Annotated in this window: 15 protein-coding genes and 1 pseudogene; 2 read left to right on the top strand and 14 right to left on the bottom strand. The window is 31.5% G+C overall.

Annotated elements, in window-relative coordinates:
- Positions 1-911 precede the first annotated feature (911 nt).
- Positions 912-2246, top strand: coding sequence for a tyrosine-type recombinase/integrase (locus tag HSX10_RS06510; protein ID WP_173587390.1), 1335 nt, complete (start codon positions 912-914; stop codon positions 2244-2246).
- A 66-nt stretch (positions 2247-2312) separates the two neighbouring features.
- Here the strand turns inward: HSX10_RS06510 and HSX10_RS06505 are convergent, their stop codons facing one another.
- The 4 genes from HSX10_RS06505 to HSX10_RS06490 form a co-directional block, all read right to left on the bottom strand.
- Positions 2313-6035 carry an nSTAND3 domain-containing NTPase gene (locus tag HSX10_RS06505; RefSeq protein WP_173587389.1) on the bottom strand — a complete coding sequence of 1241 codons (3723 nt, stop codon included), beginning with the start codon at positions 6033-6035 and terminating at the stop codon, positions 2313-2315.
- 6 nt (positions 6036-6041) lie between these two features.
- Positions 6042-6881 (bottom strand): nucleotidyl transferase AbiEii/AbiGii toxin family protein, encoded by an 840-nt coding sequence (locus tag HSX10_RS06500; protein ID WP_173587388.1) that lies wholly within the window; start codon positions 6879-6881, stop codon positions 6042-6044.
- Positions 6856-7851: a type IV toxin-antitoxin system AbiEi family antitoxin gene (locus tag HSX10_RS06495; RefSeq protein WP_173587387.1), complete on the bottom strand. Its 996-nt coding sequence runs from the start codon at positions 7849-7851 to the stop codon at positions 6856-6858. Before HSX10_RS06495 ends, HSX10_RS06500 begins: the two co-directional genes overlap by 26 nt.
- 454 nt (positions 7852-8305) lie before the next feature.
- Positions 8306-8611, bottom strand: a complete 306-nt coding sequence (locus tag HSX10_RS06490; protein WP_173587386.1) for a hypothetical protein — start codon at positions 8609-8611, stop codon at positions 8306-8308.
- 373 nt (positions 8612-8984) lie between these two features.
- Here HSX10_RS06490 and HSX10_RS06485 point away from each other — a divergent pair, with 373 nt between their 5' ends.
- Complete coding sequence (locus HSX10_RS06485) at positions 8985-9518, top strand: RNA polymerase sigma-70 factor (protein ID WP_173587385.1); 534 nt, start codon at positions 8985-8987, stop codon at positions 9516-9518.
- A 170-nt stretch (positions 9519-9688) separates the two neighbouring features.
- Here the strand turns inward: HSX10_RS06485 and HSX10_RS06480 are convergent.
- From HSX10_RS06480 to HSX10_RS06435, 10 genes and pseudogenes are all read right to left on the bottom strand, one after another.
- Positions 9689-10024, bottom strand: a pseudogene (locus HSX10_RS06480) (DUF5712 family protein); the annotation flags it as partial.
- Positions 10025-10028: 4 nt separating this feature from the next.
- Entirely contained in the window at positions 10029-10421 is a 393-nt protein-coding gene (locus tag HSX10_RS06475; RefSeq protein WP_173587384.1) for a BfmA/BtgA family mobilization protein, read from the bottom strand.
- Positions 10422-10818: 397 nt separating this feature from the next.
- Positions 10819-10992, bottom strand: a complete 174-nt coding sequence (locus tag HSX10_RS06470; RefSeq protein WP_173587383.1) for a hypothetical protein — start codon at positions 10990-10992, stop codon at positions 10819-10821.
- Positions 10993-11027: 35 nt separating this feature from the next.
- Positions 11028-11408 carry a DUF6876 family protein gene (locus HSX10_RS06465; RefSeq protein WP_173587382.1) on the bottom strand — a complete coding sequence of 127 codons (381 nt, stop codon included), beginning with the start codon at positions 11406-11408 and terminating at the stop codon, positions 11028-11030.
- Positions 11409-11485: 77 nt separating this feature from the next.
- Entirely contained in the window at positions 11486-11839 is a 354-nt protein-coding gene (locus tag HSX10_RS06460; RefSeq protein ID WP_034043616.1) for a single-stranded DNA-binding protein, read from the bottom strand.
- 507 nt (positions 11840-12346) lie between these two features.
- A complete protein-coding gene (locus HSX10_RS06455) occupies positions 12347-12892 on the bottom strand; it encodes a hypothetical protein (RefSeq protein WP_173587381.1) in 546 nt (181 codons plus the stop codon).
- Between the two features lie 16 nt (positions 12893-12908).
- Positions 12909-13070, bottom strand: coding sequence for a hypothetical protein (locus HSX10_RS06450; protein WP_173587380.1), 162 nt, complete (start codon positions 13068-13070; stop codon positions 12909-12911).
- Between the two features lie 245 nt (positions 13071-13315).
- The gene (locus HSX10_RS06445) at positions 13316-15112 is read right to left on the bottom strand and encodes a ParB/RepB/Spo0J family partition protein (protein ID WP_173587379.1); all 1797 of its coding nucleotides are present in this window, start codon (positions 15110-15112) and stop codon (positions 13316-13318) included.
- Between the two features lie 452 nt (positions 15113-15564).
- Complete coding sequence (locus tag HSX10_RS06440) at positions 15565-17517, bottom strand: heavy metal translocating P-type ATPase (protein ID WP_173587378.1); 1953 nt, start codon at positions 17515-17517, stop codon at positions 15565-15567.
- Between the two features lie 55 nt (positions 17518-17572).
- A complete protein-coding gene (locus HSX10_RS06435) occupies positions 17573-17989 on the bottom strand; it encodes a Fur family transcriptional regulator (protein ID WP_173587377.1) in 417 nt (138 codons plus the stop codon).
- Position 17990: the final 1 nt, after the last annotated feature.

Below are 17990 nucleotides of genomic sequence, written 5' to 3'. Positions count from 1 at the left end.
AACTTTAATTTGAAAAAGATTTTAATCGCTTTTTCTAAATAAAATTATCTGACAATGAACGGGTTGAAACCAAACTTGTCGTTTTTGTTTCGGGTTGCAAATATAGATCCCTTTTTTAAACTGACAAGGCTTTTTTAGGCTTTATTTCTGACAAACTTTTAACCCGCTTGTTGTCTGTTATTTAACTTCTGAAGATTTATTGATTTTGTAGTTTTTATCTGCTATACGCCTACTCTGGCTTCGTTTTATATTCTCCTGGACTTATTATTCTATACATATCCCCGCATTAGCGGTAGGAGCGGCATCCTTTTTTTATTCCTTATACTATTAAATAATAAACCTACTATATATAGGTAAGGCATTATTCTATTAGAAATGCATCTTCTAAAAAAAGATATAGCGGATGACGCGGCGATTTTGCTTCCTTTAAAGCAAAAGCGAAATGCCCGAAAAATTATAGATATAAGAATTGTCACTTTAAAGAATATTGTCACTTTAAAGAATTAAGATAAGTTATAAAATGCTTAATGTAAAGACAAAGTGATTTTACCACAATTAAGGTATTACAATAAAAAATAGTTTGTGAAGCAACAAGAAGAACAAGCTTCTGAAAATAGCATTTTAACCATAAAGAAACAGGAACTTCAATCTTAATAGATTTTAAACAAAAAAAAAGAGTAACCATTTCTGATTACTCTTACTTAGTAGCGGGAACTGGACTCGAACCAGTGACCTTCGGGTTATGAGCTTGATACTTAGCACCATCAAAACCACACAAAATCCTTTATAATCAATTGTTTATAAAATATTTAATATTTTTTGTATTAGATTAAAATCGTCTAAAATCAAATTATTCTGTACTTATTCTGTACTAGTTTTTCGTATCTTTATAATCTTTTAAAATTATAGTTATGGCTAGTATCAAAATTGTATTACGTAAAAATATGATGAAAAAGGATGGCACTACTCCTTTGGCTCTTAGAATAAGCGAAAATTACAAGACCAATTATAAATGGCTTGGTCAATATGTTTTTGAAAAAGATTGGGACAAAGTTGCCGGAAAAGCCAAGAGAACCCATCCAAATCATAAAAAGCTAAACAATTTTTTGATGAAGAAGTTGACAGAAGCTAATGATCTGTACTTTGATTCTAAAGATGAAAGTATAACACCAAAACAGGCTAAGCAAAAATTGAGAGGACCAGGTGGTTCTAAATCATTCTTTACTGTCGCAGGCGAACGCATTAAGAGTAAACATGATCGCGGAACTTTTTCAGTAGCCAAATCAGAGCTTTCCATCCTATACAATATCGAAGAGTTTCTAACTCTTAAATCAACCTTACCCAAAAACGAAATAATTGAGGCAATAAAACAAAGAAGAAAGGACAGAGTAAGTAGAGCAAGGAAATCTGAATATTCTTTTATTGATGGAATAAATTATTTTAAGAAAAATACGACTTTGAAGTTCAGGGATATCGATCAGGCATTTTTAGAAAGATATAAGACATTCTGTTCTGCTTACTTAAATCAGAAAACAAGGACAATATCGAATCAACTTATCTTTATAAGAACCCTCTTTAACATTGCTATCAAAGCTGGTATTGTAGCTTCAAAATTTTATCCATTTGCAGAAGAAAAAGAGAAGATACGGATAGGCTCGGGAAACAAAATAGGGCTAACCACTAATGAAATAGAGAGAGTAGAATCTTTGCAATTCGAGCCTCAATCATCCATATGGCATACTCACAATGTATGGTTAATTGCCTTTTATTTTGCAGGAATACGTATTTCGGATATTGTCAAGTTAAAGTGGTCAGATTTTAAGGATAATCGTCTGTACTATGTTATGAATAAGAATGAAAAACCCTTAAGTCTTAAAATTCCAGATAAAGCTAATGTGATTTTAAATTTTTACAAAAAGAGCCAAAAAGAAAATAGCGGGTATGTATTTCCATTTTTAAAAGATGTCAACGATAAAAATGCTGAAGACATTTTTAGAAAGACAAGGAATGCAACAAAATTATTTAATAAATACTTAAAACGAATTGCCAAAGAATGTGATATCGATAAGAATTTATCAAATCACATTGCCCGTCACAGTTTCGGAAATATTGCGGGAGATAGAATCCATCCTTTAATGCTGCAAAAATTATATCGCCACAGCGATTTAAAGACTACTCTCAACTATCAAGCTAATTTTATTCATAAAGATGCTGATGACGCATTAGATAGTGTTGTGAATTTTTGATTTATAGATAATGTAATAATAAAGGTTTTAGGACGATTAAGTTTATGGAAAATCTCAAATAATACTCTAATGTCTTCTTTCTTTTTTATTTTTTCCACTATACTTTTTATTTCTTTCAATTGTTTCATTAATAAAATTTTGTATGGGCAGTAACATAATATCTTCTGGCCATGAATTCACAAAATCTAATACTTCTTCCCACCTTTTAGCTCTAATCAATTCAGGATTTTGGTTACCACTCCAAATAGCTTGTTGATAAATCCATCTTACCTTTTCGAAAATAGCCTTATTTTTATTTTTTATAAGATGTGCTTTTATAAAGTTTTCTTTTTGAGTTGGAAATCTTTTATGGATTATATCCATAATAACATTTAGGTGTTTTGGACTATTATTATGTTTTAATAGATAGGCTCTTAAAAAAGAAATAGCTATCTTACTTTCGTCAGGTTTTAATTGTTTAAAAAGATTCCCTGCAGGATGGTCACTTATTCCGTAGTAATATTCTTTGTCAATTATAAAATCTAAAACAGTTTCCACTCCTCCTATTAAATCTTCATTTTTCCATATAAAATTGTATCTATCACGATGTTCTCTATTAGGCCTTTTAAGTTCTGGTGTGCTATAATAATATTCAAAATATTCTAAAAGAAATTCAGGATAGGATATGCATAGTTGTTCTAATCCTTTACTATCATAATCAAAATGGTCTTGAGTAAAATCTTGTAACAGGTATGTTTCTTTTAAAATTTGAATGTCATCCGTAAATAAATTCACGTATTTTTCAAACAAACTACCATAAAAATAAATTTTCACTCCTTCTTTCATCTTCTTATTTAATGAAGACAATACCTTATGAAACAACCTTGAATCCTCTTTTAAATATTTCTCTAAATTTTCAAAAGAAATGCTAAAATTTTCAGAAACAGCATGAGACCAATTAACAATATCTATGGATACCTTGTCATAATTTTTTTCAACTTGAAGTCTTTCAAAATAGCATAATAATATGTTGGTTTTTCTATTATAATTACCCTTGTTGATTACCTCAAAAATTTCAAGGGCTTTCTTTTCTTCTTTAAGGATATTTGAAAAAGGCCAATATGGGATATAATTTACTTGATTATTGTCTTTAATTATTATTTCTAATAATTTTACCCCTCTTTTAAAATCAATTTCAAAAATAGCGTTAACGGCTATATCGAAACTAGTTTGAGTGATGCTCCATTTAGCATTTGTAGCTTTGTATAAAAAAAGATACTCTTTATAGAGTGATTGAGGAGCTTTAGAATATTTAGAAATTGTATAAGCCTTTATTTCATCTTTCTTTTTTTCCTCATATATTTTATGGTCTAATTTATCTTCTAGTTCAAATCTGTGAACTCCATTTAATAGCTTTCTATTTAAAATTTTATAAAATTGATATAACTCACAGTTAAATAGTGTTGATAGGTCTTTGAAGGATTTGTGATTTACCTTAGACCTATTACACCACCAAATTTGTTTTTGCACATATCTACAATGTTCAAATACTTTTGGATTTAATCTATCATTAATGATTTTTAATATAAATTCTAAATCATATTTCATTAATTCCACATTATTATCCGGGTGCATAGAAGCACAAGATTCTAATAATTCTAAAGACTCCTTTTCATAAGAATCAAAATGGATAAAAACTCTATTCCATATATCATCTCTTAATTCTTCTATGATTGTTCCTTTTTTTACTTCGTAATTATAAATTGACAGACTGTTACCATACAAAGGTTTTACTTGTTGAAATTTATGTTTTAACAACATTTTTCCTATTACATAAAACAATTCTTTTTCCAATTGCTTTTCTTCATTAGCTCCTTTTAAAACAATCTCTAATAAAGTTTTTTGCTTATAATAACCATATTGTACATCTTGGTAATCAAAAGTTAAATATTCTTTTATCGTATAATGAAATTCACTTGCTGCTTCTGGATTACGCCTAACAAATTCTAATGAAGCTAATAAAGCATTTTTCAGAAAAGTAGATGGCCTTTTTGCAAAGTGACTCAATAAACTAAATATATTTCTCTTTTGTGATGAAAACTCATTATTCTCAAAGGTAAGTTTGTATTTATTTACAGGTTTAAGCTCTCCTTGAAGCCCTAATTGAAGCATATACTCAATTGTTTGGTCAGGTATGATAAACCAAAATAATTCATAGAATCCTAATAGGTTTATTCTAGAGTTACGTGAAAAATTGATTAACACATGTTTAATAGCTTGGACAACATTTTGGTGATTAAAACTATTATTAGCAGATATAACACAATCTTTAAATCGATAATCATATGTTGGAAAATAATTAAATAGTAATGTCTCAAAATTTAATGATTTCAATTGAAAAAAAGCTTTGTTAAAAAAGTACACCCCTAAGTTTTGTTCAACTATCTTAATTTCTTCTTTATAAATACTTATCAATTCAAACTTTCTTAATAGCTCAACATTTGAAACAAACTCATTTTTATTTAGTTTGAATGTATTGAGTAAATTATCAAAATCAACAGAATTCATATTTACTGAACCAAAAAAGGTTATTATAGCCATTGTATTAATAACACTTTCATTTTTTAATTCACTTGAATCCTTTAAAAAAGTTTTGAAATAAAGATCAAATGCATCTTCTGTATTATTAAGAGCGGACATATCTTTATTAATATTATCAAGCTTAGCAAGCATAAGTGCGAGCCTAACATTACCTTTTGCCAACTCTAATATTTTATGAAGTGAATCTTTATTTTCTATACAAAAGGGTTCGGTAGTTAATATATCACTTAATTCTTCATCTTTAAGCCTATTGATACTTATCGTTTCGTAATCAAACTCACTAATGTGTTCTGAAAAATCTGATGCAGCATAATCTCTAACTGTTACAAGAATTTTGACTTTGTTATAAGAACTATTTTTTAAAAACTGTAAAATTTGTTCAAAATGAGATATTCTGTGTGCATCATCAATAAAAAGTATGGTTTGCGATTCTAGAGAGAGTTTTCCTTTTAAATCATCTATTATTGAATCACTGTCAAAAGAATTAACCCAAACAGCTATATTTGGTTGCTCTCTTAACAATCTATCTAAAATTTCAACACATAACTTAGATTTCCCTGTTCCTGCAGGACCAGAAATAATTGAAATATGATGTTTATTTATTAATTGAAATGCTTCTTTAATTTCATCATCTCTATGTAGAAAAGGATTGTTTAATGGCGTTGCAATTTGTTTACCAGCACTATTGTAGTTTACTACAAAAGTATCTAACGAAACCCATTGAGATTTATCTAAAGGAATATCTAAATATTTATTACCCAAGTCTGTGTTTTGAAATAAGATATTTCTCGCAATACGATTCACATTCCAAAAATCCATTAGAATATTTTCTTTTTTGCATAGTTCATTGAGCTGATCACTTTGACCTGGTTTTAACTCAAAGCTTGTACAGAATGTTATCGTCTGTATTTTTTCTTTTTTTACTTTAGTCTTTGTTTCATCTATACATTTATTGAAGTCGTCAATTAGTTTATCCAAACCACCACTTTTATCTTTTGTGATTTCGTTAAAAACAAAAAAATCATTACTTAAAAGAATATACGAATCGGGTGTTCCTGGTTTTGTTTCCTCTTTTCCTAAAGCCATACCAGACTTCCCAAAATCTTTATGAGATGGATAATTACGTAATATGATTTCGTCACACATTTCTTGAAATAATGTACTATTTAACGAAATTATTTTTGATACTATTTCAGAAAGTTGAGACATATTTTACTACTTTTCTATTAAACCAAGTTTTAACTCTTCCAAAATTTGAACAGCATATTCTAAATCCCATTCTTTATTACTAATCCACTGTTTTGCTATTGCAGATTTTTTAGGGTCTATGATATTATCGTTTAGTGTTTTTAAAATTCGAGTGCTAATTGCCTCTGAAATATTTAAAAACTGACTTGCTTTTCTACCTAATACCCTTGCTGCAATTTGGAGTTGGTCTAAATCTCCTTCTTCTGGAAAAGTATCGTTATGTTGCTCTACTATTTCATTAAAATTTAAGTCGAAATAGTGTTCTATTATTCTTAAAACATCATACAAATCACTATCTCTTTCTTCAGGTCTATCACTCCAGGCAATTAATTTTAAAATTACCATTCCTGGTAAGGATGGAATTTGTATCGACTTTTCTTCTATTTGAACTGTTTCGGGATCCTGTAATACCTCACTAAATCCTAAAACGTGCAAATCAGTAGTACGTTCATTAAAATTTAGAGTAAATTTTTCTTCAATTTCGCCAAATGGCAGTAAGTCTATCACAATATTATAATCATCATTATACAATGTCCAAGGTGCTTCTACTTTATTAAACCCATGGTTTCTTAATTCTTCTACTATGGATTCAAATTGTTGTATCGAGGATATCATTATTGCAAAGTCTATATCTTTTGTTCCTCTACTTGGTTTGATTCCATCTTTTAGTAATTCTAAAGCAATTGCACTTGCACCAATTAAATAATAAGGCACATTTAGTTTTATCATTACCTCATCTATACAATCAAAAACTTCCTTGAAATATGGGATTGATAGTTGTTTATATGTTTGGTTGGATGTATTCATCAAAAATTAATTTTGCCGTTTCTTTACTTCTTTTATCGTCATTAATCATTAAATCTGTATATACTAACTCCTTTGGTGCTGTCTTATTAAAATTAAGTGTCCAAAACATATCATATACCCATATATCACCTTCGTCATCTGGTAATAATCTATATTTTATCATTAAATCTTTTACAGTTTCTTTGGTATAGAGTATAAACTTTTCTGGTCGTAGATGATTGGTAATTATATCACCCGCTGGTTCGCCACCCCAAACTGTTTTTTCTGTATTAAGTTCTAATTCTCTCCAATCTTGATTTTTATTGTGAAATCTAAAACGTTGCTTAAAAATAGTAGGTCTTAATGTTTGTTGAAATTCTGTAATCCACTTGTTTAATAACTCTTCATAATTGTTGATTACATATTCATTTTTATTTAATTTTAAAATGAACTTGTTTTCTAACAAACCATGTATAATTAATGGGATGTTGCCTAATGCTACATTGGCAATATCCGCAATTTCACGTTGTGTTTCATTTAATAACTGTGGATTCAGCAAAAAATGGAATACGACTTTTAATCCTGTTTTTGTAAAGGCACGATTTCCCTTTTCTTTAGGATTCCCGTTTGTTTTGTTAGTATCTATATATAGAAAAAAATCGTTTTTGTTAATATACACATTACCATTACCTTCTAAATAATTAATATAATTTTCACGAAGTTCTTTCTTTACTTTTGGATATAATTTTTCTGCCACTAATAAAAAGTTTTCAAACCTCCTGTTGCACTCAAAAATATTAAAGAGTTGATGGTTTTTAACATCCTTCTTAATCTCTACAAACATTAGAATTTGTTGGTTATTTATTGTTATAGCCAATTCACCATCGATTCCAGTATCTTTTTTAATGTCTATAGTTTTCCAATTCAAAGTTATTGGAACATCCTTTTCTAAATTATGAATTGCGTTATTTAAAATATCTACATCATTCATTTTTTGTTCATTAATTTTTAATGTTCATTATTCGTGAACACAATATATTCATGAACAAAAGTACTGGTTTTATCTGTCTTAACAAATTATTATACTTGTAAATTATAGTATAATATGAGTAATGGTATAATGTTATCCTTACTTTCATGCATCAACACTTCTTTATCAAAAGTTGGTAAATGAAAAAACTACGATTTTTATGAGTTTTCTCCACAAAGTAACTTTTGTTACCACATAAATTACGAAAAGTATTTAATTTTAGTCAACCAATTTCAGGAAACTAAACTATCAAGATGGATCAGAATCCCTCCCGACTATCTAAATTATTTGTGTTATCATGTCTTGTTTCCATTAGGTGCAAAAGAAGACGACTTTACCTAACAATGGAAAAAGAAGAAGTGAATTCTCTTTTTTTATAAATTTTGAGTTCCATCATTCAATGAATAATGGCGTTCTAAAAGTTCTTAATCTCAGTATCGTTAACTGAATCATATATTTTTGCAAAATCCAGTAAACTATACCCCATTGCTTCAATAATTAAAATTACTGTCGTTGAGTTCGGTCCCGATTTGGATTTTGCATTAAAAGTATCAGAAACTGTGGCTTTCCGAATACCAGCTTCCAAAGCTATTTGATTATAACTATTGATCATTTCCTCTTTAGAATTATTAAATTGTTGCGTCATATTACCAGATTTCAACAATCTATTTAAGCTAATTGCAATTTTAATATTTATATATAAGATTAACTTTTCTTTCATCTATGCAATTAACTATTTCATAAATAAAATATCGGTACGCTTTGACGTACCGAAAATTATTTATATATTTGAATCAGTATCTGTCATTTATGATACTTTTTAAATAAATTTGCGAAAGCATTTCTAAAACATTAGATGCATTCGCTTTGAATCTCGGATTGAAAACTGGTAATTTTTAGACAACGAGATGATAAGCAGATTGCTCACGTTCCCGGGCGTGAGCTCTCTTATCGTTGTCAGGTATACCAGTACCTCAATCCGATAAGTTGAGTTCCACGCCCTATTTTTTCTGCATAGTTTGAAAATTAAAAAAACGCTTGGTACTCTACATTAAAAAGAAATTTTTAGAATTTCCTTTAAATACCAATGCATTATGTCCACAGGCAAAGTACACCCCAAAAGTTTGAACGGGTTTAAGTCACTTTTTGAGACCCTCTACCCTTCGTTGTGCTTATTTGCCAACAAATATCTCAATGACATGGATACGTCTAAGGATATTGTACAAGAGGTGTTTATGAAGATCTGGGAACGAGACACCCCATACCCTAATTTTTATGCGATAAAAGCGTTGTTGTATACATCCGTTAAAAACCGCTGTTTAGACTATCTGAAAAGTAAATATCATAGAAGTATGGTTCAATCTCCTGATGTTGACTTTGACCATATGTTAAGCGAGGAATTTTTCTCTACCCAATTGACGCTAATAGATACTTATGCCCAGCTAGCAACTGCCATACAGCAACTGCCAAAAAAAAGTGAAGCCGTCATTAGGTTAGCGCTAAATGCCTATACTAATAAGGAGATAGCTGAAGAACTCTCTATAAGCAAAAACACCGTTAAATCTCAAAAGCGTATTGCTTATAAGAAGCTAAGGCATGCTCTTGGCAGCCTCTTAAATATTCTTTAATTCTTTTTTACACCCTCTTTTTAACTTTTGTCGTTTTGGTGTTATAACCCAAGGTTTATAATGATAATTTATAGAGACATATTTAAACTCAGTAAGAAGCTATCTAAAGCCTCGCTTAAAAATAGATTTGGAAGCGTCTGATTTGTTTCAGATGAAGCCAAGACGCATATAAGTTCACGCTTGAAGGACTTTGCATAATCAGTCATTAGAGCTCTAGTATATCTTTTTAAATCTTCAGAATTATATTGTAAATTTCGTAACTCTGATGGACTCGGATTTATGGTAATAGAATAAAATTTCGGTTCTTTCTTTTTGAGTTTTGCTGTATTACCATCAATGTCTTTCACGACTTCTTTAGCACCTATTTCATCTCCATATTGATTAAAAAAATGCTCGACATCGTCTTGCTCCAAGCCTTGATTTTCTTTCTCCAGATATGCAACAAAACCCACAGAACTTTGCGAATAATCGCCTCATAATTTTTGAGCTGTGATGGTAATATACATGTTCTTATAATTGAGTATTAGACTCTTTTTTTTCTACAAACTGAATGTTCTTTTGTTTGAGTTCTTTTTCCAAAATGAGTTTCTTTTCTGCTGACTCAAATTCCATAAACAAGGATTGTAACATGGCAGTTGTAGGTTTGTCATGGTGCTTTTCAATGTCTTTTATGATGGCGATTACCGCATTGATTCGTTTCTTGATTTGACTTTCCAAAGTTTTCATATTCGGTCCTAAAGTTTCGTTTGGGGATATCCCATTAGTTTCAAAAAAGTCGAGCATCATTAAAAGTGTCATTGATTTTGAGCGCGACATTTTTTTACAAAATTCATTAAATTTTTGAGCCACTGAAGTTTTAATACTTAGGCTATCAAAGCGTTCTTTTTCATATCCTTTATCCATATTTCCTTGAAAAATTTGTTGGTTTTATTGGGCTAACAGCTTTTTTCCGTGAAAAACGATGCTAAAACTTCAAAAACTAAAACAATCAATCGCTGTAAACTATTGAGTTCACTAGGGTTTTAGAAAAACTTAAAATTGAAACATCGCGCTAGCGTGTTACCCTCTTGCTATTCCTTTTCGTCCAGCTCGCTGGACAAAAAAAATACCATTACATCCAAAAATGTAATGGCTTTTTAACGATTGCTAATTGTAATTCGATTTTTTAAGAGTGTTATTCTTGAAGTTTAAAAGTATCTTTAAGGAATGGCTCTTTTTGTTGCAGAATATAAAATAACATGACAAAAAAAAACCTCTAAATAATTAGAGGTCCTGGGTTAATAATTCAATTATAAATCTTCTAAATGTTAAAAACATAACTATAAGTGTATAAATTTTTAATCATTTCTTCGTCTATCAGGCTATTATAATCTGCGCCAGTTTCGTCAACATACTTTTTAATGGAATCTCCATAAAGATATGTAACGTGCTCTCTTGAAACTTGTAAAAGTTCCTCTTGCTTTTCCGAACTCAAATCTTGAAATTTAATATAAATCATATCTCGAAAATTTAATATTCACTTGGAAGCATCAGCGTATTATTTACAAAAAATAATCGCAATTCATCCAAAGGAAAATCGGTTACATTATATCGGTGCGTTTCAAAAATTTTATCATTTCCATCGCTGTAATTAATGATGGCTTCGCATTGCTTTTCAAACTGTTCCTTTTCAGAAAGTCGTTTAAAATCGATGGTAATAAATTCACTTCTGTTCGATAAACTTTTTGCAATTACGGATGCATCTGTAATCAACCAAAAGCATTCCGCTTCGTTGGCTAAATATTTTAATCCATCTGTAAAACGAGTTCCAATTAATGGAATTTTAAAGAACATTTCTGTACCACAAAAATGTTGCAAATCGGCTTTTATTTTGTTAACTTTATCATTCATTGTAATTCTATTTAATAAGATTAATAATGAAAAAGAGAGCGCATCTTTCCACAGGAACGCTCTCTTTTAATTTTCAATTATTCCGTAGCGTTATCGCCTTTGATTCCCAAAAGCAAGATTTCATCTACGACCACTTCGGTAACATATCTTTTTTCTCCCTCTTTAGTTTCATAAGAACGTGAAGTCAATTTTCCCTCAAGTGCTACCTCTTTTCCTTTGCCTACATATTTCTCTACGATTTCGGCAATTTTTCCCCATGCTACAATATTGTGCCATTGGGTGTTTGTTACTTTCTCTCCCTTAGAATCTTTGTAAGATTCATTGGTTGCGATTGAAAATTTTGCAACTTTCTTTCCGCTTTCAAGGTTTGTGATTTCTGGCTCGTTTCCTACGTTGCCAATTAACTGTACTTTGTTTCTTAGAGTACTCATAATTAAAAAATTTAAAGATTAATATTTACCTATCTGAACTATTCAAAAAGGCTTTGTTATTGATTTACTTATTATATCCAGAGCGTTTTCCTTTTTTTGTTTTTTTAACTTTTGTTCCGCTTCCTTTTTATTGATTTTGTAAGATTTCATAAGATTCATTTTAGATTTACTTCCCATAGAGCCGACGCTGTTACCTTCTTTTTGTTGCTTAGTGCTTTCGATATTCAGCTTTGTTTAGACATATAAAAAGTGCGAGGTACGAGCCTGGTTATGCTGTCGTTCAAAGCTGAATGTTGTTATTTTGCTGTCAAAAAAAGGTATGACGGTGTTGGATTACGGAAGTGATTCTAAAGTTTTTGTGAAATACCTAATCATAGGAAGTGGAACAAAATGCAAATACATTTTCCTTATTTAGCGGACTTGATTCACGCTTTTTACTAGGAATGGAAGGAAATGTGCTGAATGGGATAGTGAGATAAATTCCCCTCGTAAATTGAATATTTATTTTTAAAACAGCTTCTCTTGAATATCTAGAATACCATCGTTTTTTGAAACTTTATTCTTTTTCAAAATGTCTTTTAGAGCTTTTCTTCGCTTATCATAAATCCATTTTCTAAGATTATTCAACATACTCATTTCATAATCTGAAAGTTCTTTTGGTGCTATTTCAATCATAGCTTCTAATTGGTCTTTACTTTTGTTCTGCATTGCATATTGAAGCCCTAGCCATGTGTAAATGTTTGCCCATTCTGTTTGCATGGGTGCTTCATAAGTTCTTGGCATCATGTAGGCTAAAGTCTCTGTAAGTGATGCCGTTTTATCTCCAGTCATTGAACAAATTATTCGTGATAATTTGATTCTACCAAGTATATCTTTTGGTATAGTATCTTGCCATGCAGATTTAAAAACTATGATTGGACTTGCAAGACAATCCATAAAATCGAAAACGAAATCACTCTTATCCTTTTTAGTTGGTTTTACAACTTTATCTTTTGCTGATATCGGCTTACATTCAAAACCGAAATCGAACTGAACTACTTTTAAATTTTCCATGATGTGAGGTTTTAAATTAAACACTATCTAATAATACTTGATAATTTGAAGGATGCTTATCTCTGTAATACGCTAAATGACTTTCTCCACTATCTACATCGTACTTTTCACTACTTGATTGATAATGTTGTTCTGCTTCTTGTAATGACATGTTGGGTTTTTCAGATACTTGTTTCATAATTCTAAATTTTTGATTAAACAATATTTGAGCAGTACACAAACGGAAGCTAAAATCACAGCTCAAAAGGAAACGGAATAAATAAGCGTTGGATGATGCGTAGGCTTTATGCCGTAGTCTTTTGATGGGTGTATTTTACGAGTTTACCTTTGCGCTAATATTGATTGATGACTTTCTCTTCTTGTAACTTCAATAAAAAAAGAAGAGCCAGCACGAATGCCGACCCTTCCTTCCAACAACAAAAGCTAATCGTTTAGTTCTTGAACTTGTTTTTCAAGACTTGCTATTCGCTCTTTCAAACGTGTTTCACGCTTGTTTCTCTCTTCTGCATATTGCTTTTCAATATTGGCAATTTTAGTTTTATAGTAGCCTTGCATTGCATTGTAGAATGAAATGTTCGTCAAGTTATTAACGTGATTACTTTCTCCAAAATGCACTTGTTTGGTAAGGATGTATCTAATCAACTTATAGAAGATTTCCTTTTTGAAGTTCTTCTTGAAATTCTCGACAGTTTCCACATCGGTCATCTTGGATGTGTTGCCCAATAATTTTGAAAAGTATTTTTGTCGACCTACATAATCCACATTATTTTCAAATAAGGTAAATGAGAAAGCCACCATCTCATCTACCGAAAGTGCTTTCTTCTTTTCAATATAATCGGTTTGGCGAATCATCTGAACCATGTCCTCAAACTGCTTGTTATGTTCGATATGCCTTTTACGAATTTCTCTTTCGTTAATTTTAACGATTTGCTCTTCAGGCGAACACTCTGCCATTTTTCTATTTGCCAAAGGTTCCGAATATGTAGAATTTTCAGTTTTTGAATCTTCTTTTATCTTCACAAAAATTACTTTATCTAGGTACGTTTTTGGATGAAACATAACACCATCTACAAATCCATTTTCCATTGCGGAATTATATGTTTCCAACTCTTCATCGTAATTCTGAATGGCTTCTTCAAGTTCAGAATTTAGCTCATCTTCAGAATAGTCATAATGTTGGTATTCTGTCTTAATTGCTTCTATTGTAGGCTCAATTGGCTCTTCGATTATTTCAACATCATCCAGAAGGTAAACTTTCAATCCGTTTTGTTCCAATTGCGATATAATAAGCTGATTGTTGTCGTCATCCGCCCAGTATTTGCGAATTTCAGGAATCAACAACACATTCTCTTTCTTCGATTTATCAATCAAGTTCAAAAACGACTTACTTTTCTTCGTTTCATAACAAGCTGATTTTGTACACACCATTTTACCATCGCCAAACAAATTGCCTTGATTTGCTGCATTGAACGGACATTTTACACATGCACCAACTTTGGTAATTAATTTTTCATCGTTTACATCAAAAGGTGCTTTTTCCAAATCGTAAGTCTGGTTTTTAATCATCTGATTAATTTGATGTGCACTAAAATCCTCTCCCATTGTTTCCAGCATCATTTGCTGTTCCTCTGGCTCGAAAAGTGCAACACCTACTCCTAACGAAATAGTCATTTCGCCATTACGAACAAACACTTTAAAACCTTCAATTAGACCTGATAATTTTAAACGTTGCCTTACAAAGTTTTCTGTTCTTCCCAACCGTTTTGAAATCTCCGTTGGCAAATATTTTTCGCTTAGGTATGCAATTGCTTCAGCTTCTTCAGTAGGTTCAACATCTTGTCTTTGCAGATTTTCGATAATTTGAATTTCAAGAACATCATTATTAGCATATTCCCTTACGATACTCGGAATTGTCTTCCTCTTTGCCAATTTGCTTGCGCGATACCTACGCTCTCCCATTACGATGATGTAATCTTTTCCAGATTTTCGGACTGTAATAGGTTGCAGAACACCATGCTCTTCGATGCTTTCAGACAATTGCTTAAGAGCTTCCTCGTTAAAGGACTTTCTTGGTTGCATCGAGTCTGGAATAATCCTGCTGATACTTAGCTCTTGAACTTGAAGTCCAATGGCGCTTTGTGTCAATTTCTTCTTGACTTCATTTTTAACGGTGGCTGTTGCCTCTCTGTTTTTGCTTACAGTACTTGCTTTTGTTGTCATAATACTTAAATTTTAGATTAAACAATATTTTTGCAGAACCCAAACGGAAGACAAAATTTCTGCTCAAAAGGAAACGGAATAAATGAGTTGTTGGCGAAGCGTTGGCTTTATGCCGTAGTCTTTTGATGATAATATTTTGCGAGTTTATCTTTGTACCAATATTGATATAGATATCTCTCCCTCTTTTAAGCGGACGCTATTTCAAAATTTTATATTGGGAATGTAGTGTTCCTGCTCCCAAAGTTTCGGGATTAGGCAGGATCTAGCGAAGTGGAAATCTAAAACTTTGGAATTGTGTCCAAGACCTTTGATAGTGAAGCTCTTTTCCTGTAATGAAGAGCAACGGAATGAAAGGGAATGTGCTGAGTGAGGTTATATCAGTATTATTCAAACTAAATAACCCCTGCAAAAGCAGGGGTTAGAATTAAATATATAAAAATATATTCTATTTATTATTTCCATTGCATCTTCTGCAACCTCACAGCATTCAAAATGGCTAATAAAGCTACACCTACATCAGCAAATACCGCTTCCCACATTGTAGCCAAACCACCTGCTCCCAAAATCAGAACTATTACTTTTACTCCAAATGCTAAACCAATGTTTTGCCAAACTATTTTTCGGGTGGAACGACCTATTTTAATTGCTCTGACCACTTTTGAAGGTTGGTCAGTTTGAATAATAACATCTGCTGTTTCAATCGCTACATCACTACCTAATCCGCCCATTGCGATTCCTACATCGCTTGCTGCTAAAACTGGTGCGTCATTAATCCCATCTCCAATAAAAGCAATCTTATTATTAAGGTTCTGTTTTAAAATTTCAACTTCATTTAATTTATCTTCTGGTAGCAAACCTCCTTTGGCATTTTCAATTCCTAATTCTCTTGCTACTTGTTGAGTGATGGAATCTTTATCGCCAGAGAGCATCATAATGTTTTTAATACCTACTTTGTGCAATGCTGTAATTGTTTCTTTTGCATCCTCTTTTAATTCGTCTGCTATCACAACATAACCAGCGAACTTATTATCTATTGCTACTAATACTATGGATTCTACAATAGAATCAGTTTCAGTTGGAACATCTATATTATTGGCAAGCATTAAGGCTTTGTTTCCAACTAAAATTGTTTTACCATTTACAATCCCTTTTAAACCTTTACCTGCGATTTCAGAAACGTCTTTAGCTTCAAAATCTTCTCCGTCTTCCTTATACTCCATTATGGCTTTTGCGATAGGATGTGTGGATTGCTCTTCCATAGCCATTAAGTACTTCATAAAATCAGATTCTTCCCAACCAATAGCCTTTACTTCTTTAATTTTAAAAACGCCTTTGGTAACAGTTCCAGTTTTATCCATTACCAACGTGTTAATTTTGGTCATTGCATCTAAAAACGAAGCTCCTTTGAACAAAATTCCATTTTTTGAAGCTGCTCCTAATCCGCCGAAGTAACCCAACGGAATGGATATAACCAAAGCACAAGGACAGGATATAACCAAAAATATTAAGGCACGATACAACCAATCTCTAAACACATAATCATCTACAAAAAAGTATGGTAAAAATGTAACAGCAATAGCCAAAAACACTACGATAGGTGTATAAACTCGTGCAAATTTTCTAATGAACAATTCGGTTTTAGATTTTCGCGCTGTGGCATTCTGTACCATATCGAGAATTCGAGCAATTGAGCTATCCTTAAATTCTTTGGTGGTTTCTATTTCTATAACACCATCCATGTTAATACTGCCTGCAAATACTTTTTCGCCTTTTGCAATCGTATCAGGTTTGCTTTCGCCAGTCAAAGCTGCTGTGTTAAATGAACCTTTTTTGGAAAGTAGAATACCGTCTAAAGGAATTTTTTCTCCCACACGTACTTGAACTTTTTCTCCAATTTCAACCGTTTCCGGACTTACAGAAATGTAATCATTATTCCGATATACTAAAGCCTCATTTGGTCTTACGTCGAGCAATGCCTTAATGTTAGATTTCGCTCTGTTGACTGCTGCGTTTTGAAATAATTCGCCAACTGCATAAAACAACATTACTGCAACGCCTTCAGGATATTCGCCAATAATAAATGCACCAATTGTGGCTATCGACATCAAGAAAAATTCTGTGAAAACGTCGCCTTTTTTGATACTTTCCCAGCCTTCTTTTACAACAGGGAATCCTACTGGTAAATAAGCGATGCTATACCAAATAATGCGAATCCAATCTTTAAAAAATGCAACATCAAAGTAATCTAAAGCAATACCAACAATAAGCATTATGAAGCTTACTATTGCTGGAATATATGCCTTAAAATTATTCGGTTTACTTCCGTGATTATGACCATCATCGTGACTGTGTTCTTTTTCAGAATTTGGATTTAGGTCTTTTAAATTAAGTTTTTTCTTTTTCATTTATATTCAATTATAGTGTAAAGATGCTTAAAAAATAGGTGCAATGGAAGTGCATTTATTGACCACTACATTTATCGCAAATACCTTTTACTACCAAATTTATATCTTCGGAAATAAACCCGTTTGGCACTTTAATCTGTGGGATTTTATGTTCTGTTAAACAAACGGTTTCATTGCAATTATTGCAATGGAAATGTAAATGTAAATCGGTTTCAATTTCGCAATTACAACCTTTTTCGCAAAGTGCATATTTGGTAATTCCTGTGCCATCATCTATTTGATGAACGATTGCTTTTTCTTCAAATGTCTTAACCGTTCTGTACAAAGTTGTTCTATCTGCTTTTTCAAAAGCGTTTTCAATATCGCTTAATGTTACCGCTACTTGCTTTTGTGCAAGAAACTTATAAATAAGTAATCGCATTGCCGTAACTCGTATATCTTTTGACTCTAATAATTGTTCTTTTGTTTGCATA

It is taken from the genome of Winogradskyella undariae (assembly GCF_013285155.1).
Classification (GTDB): domain Bacteria; phylum Bacteroidota; class Bacteroidia; order Flavobacteriales; family Flavobacteriaceae; genus Winogradskyella; species Winogradskyella undariae.
The sequence above is the reverse complement of the archived record's forward strand: the minus strand, read 5'-3'. Positions and strand labels throughout refer to the sequence as shown.

What these genes read in the sequence shown, in the direction of transcription:
- HSX10_RS06510 (WP_173587390.1), top strand. Translation starts at nt 912, where the DNA reads ATGGCTAGTATCAAAATTGTATTACGTAAAAATATGATGAAAAAGGAT.
- HSX10_RS06505 (WP_173587389.1), bottom strand. Translation starts at nt 6,035, where the DNA reads ATGTCTCAACTTTCTGAAATAGTATCAAAAATAATTTCGTTAAATAGT.
- HSX10_RS06500 (WP_173587388.1), bottom strand. Translation starts at nt 6,881, where the DNA reads ATGAATACATCCAACCAAACATATAAACAACTATCAATCCCATATTTC.
- HSX10_RS06495 (WP_173587387.1), bottom strand. Translation starts at nt 7,851, where the DNA reads ATGAATGATGTAGATATTTTAAATAACGCAATTCATAATTTAGAAAAG.
- HSX10_RS06490 (WP_173587386.1), bottom strand. Translation starts at nt 8,611, where the DNA reads ATGAAAGAAAAGTTAATCTTATATATAAATATTAAAATTGCAATTAGC.
- HSX10_RS06485 (WP_173587385.1), top strand. Translation starts at nt 8,985, where the DNA reads ATGTCCACAGGCAAAGTACACCCCAAAAGTTTGAACGGGTTTAAGTCA.
- HSX10_RS06475 (WP_173587384.1), bottom strand. Translation starts at nt 10,421, where the DNA reads ATGGATAAAGGATATGAAAAAGAACGCTTTGATAGCCTAAGTATTAAA.
- HSX10_RS06465 (WP_173587382.1), bottom strand. Translation starts at nt 11,408, where the DNA reads ATGAATGATAAAGTTAACAAAATAAAAGCCGATTTGCAACATTTTTGT.
- HSX10_RS06460 (WP_034043616.1), bottom strand. Translation starts at nt 11,839, where the DNA reads ATGAGTACTCTAAGAAACAAAGTACAGTTAATTGGCAACGTAGGAAAC.
- HSX10_RS06455 (WP_173587381.1), bottom strand. Translation starts at nt 12,892, where the DNA reads ATGGAAAATTTAAAAGTAGTTCAGTTCGATTTCGGTTTTGAATGTAAG.
- HSX10_RS06450 (WP_173587380.1), bottom strand. Translation starts at nt 13,070, where the DNA reads ATGAAACAAGTATCTGAAAAACCCAACATGTCATTACAAGAAGCAGAA.
- HSX10_RS06445 (WP_173587379.1), bottom strand. Translation starts at nt 15,112, where the DNA reads ATGACAACAAAAGCAAGTACTGTAAGCAAAAACAGAGAGGCAACAGCC.
- HSX10_RS06440 (WP_173587378.1), bottom strand. Translation starts at nt 17,517, where the DNA reads ATGAAAAAGAAAAAACTTAATTTAAAAGACCTAAATCCAAATTCTGAA.
- HSX10_RS06435 (WP_173587377.1), bottom strand. Translation starts at nt 17,989, where the DNA reads ATGCAAACAAAAGAACAATTATTAGAGTCAAAAGATATACGAGTTACG.